Source organism: Lentilactobacillus sp., from assembly GCF_040773105.1.
Classification (GTDB): Bacteria; Bacillota; Bacilli; order Lactobacillales; family Lactobacillaceae; genus Lentilactobacillus; species Lentilactobacillus parabuchneri.
Map to the genome: position 1 here is coordinate 1 of NZ_JAXGWW010000165.1, position 4,562 is coordinate 4,562.

General features: G+C 45.8%; 4 protein-coding genes, 1 pseudogene and 2 other annotated features. All 5 genes and pseudogenes read left to right on the forward strand.

Translation table 11 applies throughout. The features are described 5' to 3' along the window. A partial coding sequence (locus AB3112_RS08455) for an SDR family oxidoreductase (protein WP_367334285.1) occupies positions 1–717 on the forward strand: 717 nt, incomplete at its 5' end. Positions 718–834: 117 nt separating this feature from the next. Then, positions 835–1,081: a binding site (T-box leader), on the forward strand. A gap of 56 nt (positions 1,082–1,137) precedes the next feature. Then, positions 1,138–2,256, forward strand: coding sequence for a 5-methyltetrahydropteroyltriglutamate--homocysteine S-methyltransferase (locus AB3112_RS08460; RefSeq protein WP_367334286.1), 1,119 nt, complete (start codon positions 1,138–1,140; stop codon positions 2,254–2,256). Between the two features lie 5 nt (positions 2,257–2,261). Further along, positions 2,262–2,504: a binding site (T-box leader), on the forward strand. A gap of 45 nt (positions 2,505–2,549) precedes the next feature. Then, positions 2,550–3,644: a methionine ABC transporter ATP-binding protein gene (locus AB3112_RS08465; RefSeq protein ID WP_084974441.1), complete on the forward strand. Its 1,095-nt coding sequence runs from the start codon at positions 2,550–2,552 to the stop codon at positions 3,642–3,644. Further along, positions 3,622–4,296 carry a methionine ABC transporter permease gene (locus AB3112_RS08470; protein ID WP_367334287.1) on the forward strand — a complete coding sequence of 225 codons (675 nt, stop codon included), beginning with the start codon at positions 3,622–3,624 and terminating at the stop codon, positions 4,294–4,296. Before AB3112_RS08465 ends, AB3112_RS08470 begins: the two co-directional genes overlap by 23 nt. A gap of 36 nt (positions 4,297–4,332) precedes the next feature. Further along, positions 4,333–4,562, forward strand: a pseudogene (locus tag AB3112_RS08475) (metal ABC transporter substrate-binding protein); the annotation flags it as partial.

The window sequence follows — 4,562 nt, forward strand, 5'->3', positions numbered from 1 at the left end:
ATTACCGGAGCATCTTCAGGAATTGGTGAGGCGAGTGCGACCTTATTGGCTCAAAATGGGGCAAAGGTCGTTTTAGGTGCCCGTCGCGAAGAAAGATTAAAACAGATTTCTGATGCGATTATTGAAAAGGGTGGTCAGGCCGCATATCGCGTCACAGACGTGCGCAATCCTGATGATCTCAAAGCGTTAGTTTCCATGGCCAAGAGTAAATTCGGTCAGATTGACGTTATTTTTAATAATGCGGGTGTGATGCCAAATTCGCCAATGAGTGCCCTGAAAACTGATGATTGGAATTTAATGATTGACGTTAACTTAAAGGGTGTCTTGAATGGCATTGCTGCCGTCATGCCGGACTTCGTTGCGCAGAAGCATGGCCAAATTATTACGACGTCATCTGTGGCTGGAATTAAGAACTTTACCGGAGCCGGCGTTTATGGTGCCACAAAGTATGCGGTGCGAAATGTGATGGAAGTCATTCGGATGGAAAGTGCTGAAGAAGGGACCAACATCAGAACATCAACCCTGTACCCTGGGGCCATTAACACCGAGTTGCTTCAAAGTATTACAGATAAGGCCACTCTTGCCGGTGCGGACAGCTTGTATGAAAAAGTTGGTATTTCACCAGATGCTGTTGCTCGAGTCGTGAATTTTGCGATTGATAAACCAGAGGACGTCAATGTGAGTGAATTTACTGTTTGGCCAACGAAACAGGCTTAAAATTAAATAATCACTGGCTGTTAAGACCAGTTTTTTAACGTCCAAATGAGCATACAATTAAAACTTCCACTTGACATTCTCATAATTTAGCTTAAACTCTTAAGTTAAATCCATAAACAAAAAGCAGTGAAAAGATGAGTAGCCGAGGCGCCGCATTTAGAGAGTTCACGTTTGGTGGAAGTGAATTGTGGCAAGTTGGTGAATATGGTCTTCGAGCAAATGCTGTCGAGCACAAGTCAGACGGCATGGCGAACGCACCTTATCGCGTTACGGTATTCGAACAGTTTGTTTGAGTACCTAGTGAGTCACACAGTGTGAGCTGTGTGAAAATTAAGGTGGTAACACGACAACTATCGTCCTTGTACAGATTATTCTGTATGAGGACTTTTTTTATGCAACAAAACTAAAGGAGTGGACAAAATGACAGTCGCAGCAAAATTAAAATTTCCATATCGGTACGATGAAGTTGGCAGCTTATTAAGACCAGCGAGATTGAAGCAGGCAAGAGCGGATTATCACGATCGAAAAATTAGTGAGGCTGATTTAAGAACCATTGAGAACGAAGAGATTAGTCGGATTGTGGATAAACAGGTTGAACTTGGCTTGAAGGCCGTGACCGACGGTGAATTTCGACGCAGTTGGTGGCACTTGGATTTCTTTGATGGACTAAATGGCGCGGAATTCTTTGAACCAGAACACGGTTATATTTTCCATGGCGAGGAGACACGCAAGGGCGGCATTAAGTTCACCGGCAAGCTCGAATATAATCCCAACCATCCATTCTTTGACGGCTTTAAGTACCTCAACAGCATCGTGCCAGAGGGTGTGGCCGCCAAGCAGACGATCCCCAGCCCATCCGTTTTCTTCCCAAATAAAGACGCTGGTGTGGTTGACGAATACTATGATGGCGATTTTGAGACATTTTTGAATGATGAGATTCAGGCATACAAGCAAACCGTTCAGCACTTCTACGACCTTGGTTGTCGCTATCTCCAACTGGATGACACATCATGGGGCATGTGGGCCAGCTTCTCGGATAAGACCCTGAAGCCTGAACTTGAGCCATTAGCAAAAGCCGCTGTTAAGGCAATTAATGCCATCGTTGACAGCAAGCCTGCCGACCTCACGATCACGATGCACGTCTGCAAGGGCAACTACGATTCAACATGGGCAGGTGCCGGAGCCTACGATCCAGTGGCCGACTATTTGGCACAACTCCACATTGATGGCTATTTCTTGGAATATGATGACGAGCGTTCAGGTGGCTTTGAACCACTTAAGAAGATTGCTGATAATGGCCGAAACCAACGGATTGTGATTGGGATTGTGACGACGAAGAAGCCGGAATTGGAACAGGAAGATTTCCTGAAAGCCAGAATCCGAGACGCCGCCCAATATGTACCGCTGGACAATCTCTGCATTTCACCACAATGTGGATTTGCCTCAACTGAAGAAGGCAACCACTTAACCGAAGAAGATCAGTGGAACAAGCTGGCATTAGTGATTAAGACCGCAAAAAGTGTTTGGAACATCGAATAGAATTTTTAAACAAAATGAATCGGAAAGTAACTTTTAAACAGCGCAAAGAGAGTCGACGTGTGGTGGAAGTCGATCGTTGATTGAAAGTGAAAATGGCCGGTGATTGGCTGCTGTGATCAGATTGAAAATGGCAGACGGATTCGTCTTCGTTATTAGACACACCATTTCAAATTGAGATGGTTGGTGAGACTTTTTTAGGCAACTAATGAAGTGAACTCAGAATGGTACCGCGATTTAGCGCTTCTGTATTTGATACAGGAGCGCTTTTTTTATGAAAAATGAGGAGGATGACTATGGCAGTGTTAAAAGAACCAATTGTTGACCTTCAAAAAGTCAGCGTGACCTTCCAGTCAGGCGGAAAGTCGCTGCACGCGGTCGACAAGGTGAACTTACAAATTAACAAGGGTGATATTTATGGGATTATCGGGTATTCGGGCGCCGGCAAGAGTACGCTGGTGCGAACGATTAATCTCCTGCAACGGCCAACCGAAGGAAAGGTTATCGTTGGCGGCAAGCCGCTCTTAGAATTATCCAACGCCAAATTACGCCAAGCCCGCAAAAAGATTGGCATGATTTTCCAGCATTTTAACTTACTGAATTCCAGGACGGTGTTGGGCAACGTGGAATATCCACTGCTAAGCCAATCGATTAGTAAGGCAGATCGGCGGGCGAAGGCAAAGGAGCTCTTGGACCTGGTTGGTTTAAGTGAATTTGAACAGTCCTATCCGGAACAATTATCCGGCGGCCAAAAGCAACGGGTTGCCATTGCCCGGTCGTTAGCCAACGATCCTGACATTTTGGTCAGTGATGAAGCCACCAGTGCGCTGGACCCAAAGACAACCGATGATATTTTGAAGTTGTTGAAACGATTGAACCAACGCCTGGGACTGACGGTGGTGCTGATCACCCATGAGATGCAGGTCATCAAATCGATTTGTCAGCACGTGGCGGTCATGGATGAGGGCAAGATTATTGAACGTGGTGACGTTGCCAAGGTGTTCGCAAATCCACAGCAGGCGCTGACTCAAAACTTTGTCGATTCTTCGGCGAACGTGACTGAAGCGTTGGCTCAGATTAAAGCCGATCAGGGCCTGCAAAGTCTGTCACCCAACGAACGGTTGTTATTCCTCAAGTTCCGCGGGCAGGCAACCAAGCAGTCGTTAATATCTGACCTGACCGAGTTATATAAATTAAAAGCCAATATTTTATTTGCCAATATCGAACGAATTAGTGATACCTCAATTGGCTATTTGATTATTGTCTTGTCGGGTCAGTCCAAACAGCTGGCCGACGGGATTAATTTCTTGAGCCAACACGGGGTTGACGTGAAACTTTTGGCAACTGAGAAGAAGGGGGATCAAGCAGATGTTAAAACAAATATTTCCTAATGTGGCGCATATCCGGCCGCAATTCGTGCAGTCAATTTGGGACACCATTTATATGACGGTCTGGTCGGCTTTGATTGCCGGAATCCTCGGACTGACGGTGGGGATTGTGTTAGTAATTACCCAACCCGGCGGAATTGCTGAAGACTCGTATGTTTACGGGCTGACGGATAAGGTCGTTAACCTACTGCGGTCGATTCCATTCATTATCCTGTTGGCGGTGATGTTTCCAGTCACCAACTTTATTGTCCACACGACAGTTGGAACAACCGCCGCGTTAGTACCGTTAGTGGTTGGTATCTTTCCGTTTTATGCTCGTCAAGTTCAAAACGCGTTGCTGGAAATTGACCCGCAAGTGATTGAAGCCGCCAGGTCAATGGGATCTGGAAATTTTGAAATTATTTTTCGAATTTATCTGCGAGAAGGCCTGCCGGATTTGATCCGGGCATCGATTGTAACGGTCATTAGTCTCATCGGCTTAACGACGATGGCTGGCGCAATTGGTTCCGGTGGCCTTGGAGATGTCGCCATTAGTATCGGGTACGCCCGCTACCAAAACGACGTCACGATTGCCGCCATGCTGGTCATTTTGATCATGGTCTTTTTAGTCCAATTTGTGGGCGACTGGTTGGCACGAAAAACAGTTCATTTATAAGCGTTTAATCAAATACTTAATTAAGGGAGATCGACAATGAAAAATAGCAAGGGAATTATTTATACGTTAATTGGAATCGTTGTACTTGTCGGCATTATTTTTGGGATCCACAGCTTAACGGGAAACGCATCAAACGCTAAGAGTGCAACGATTACGGTTGGGTCGCAGGGCTCAGACTATGATATTTGGAATCACATCGCTGAAAGTCAGCAGGCCAAAAAGCTTGGCTTAAAAAGTAAGGTCAAGCAGATTACTGACGGCGTCCA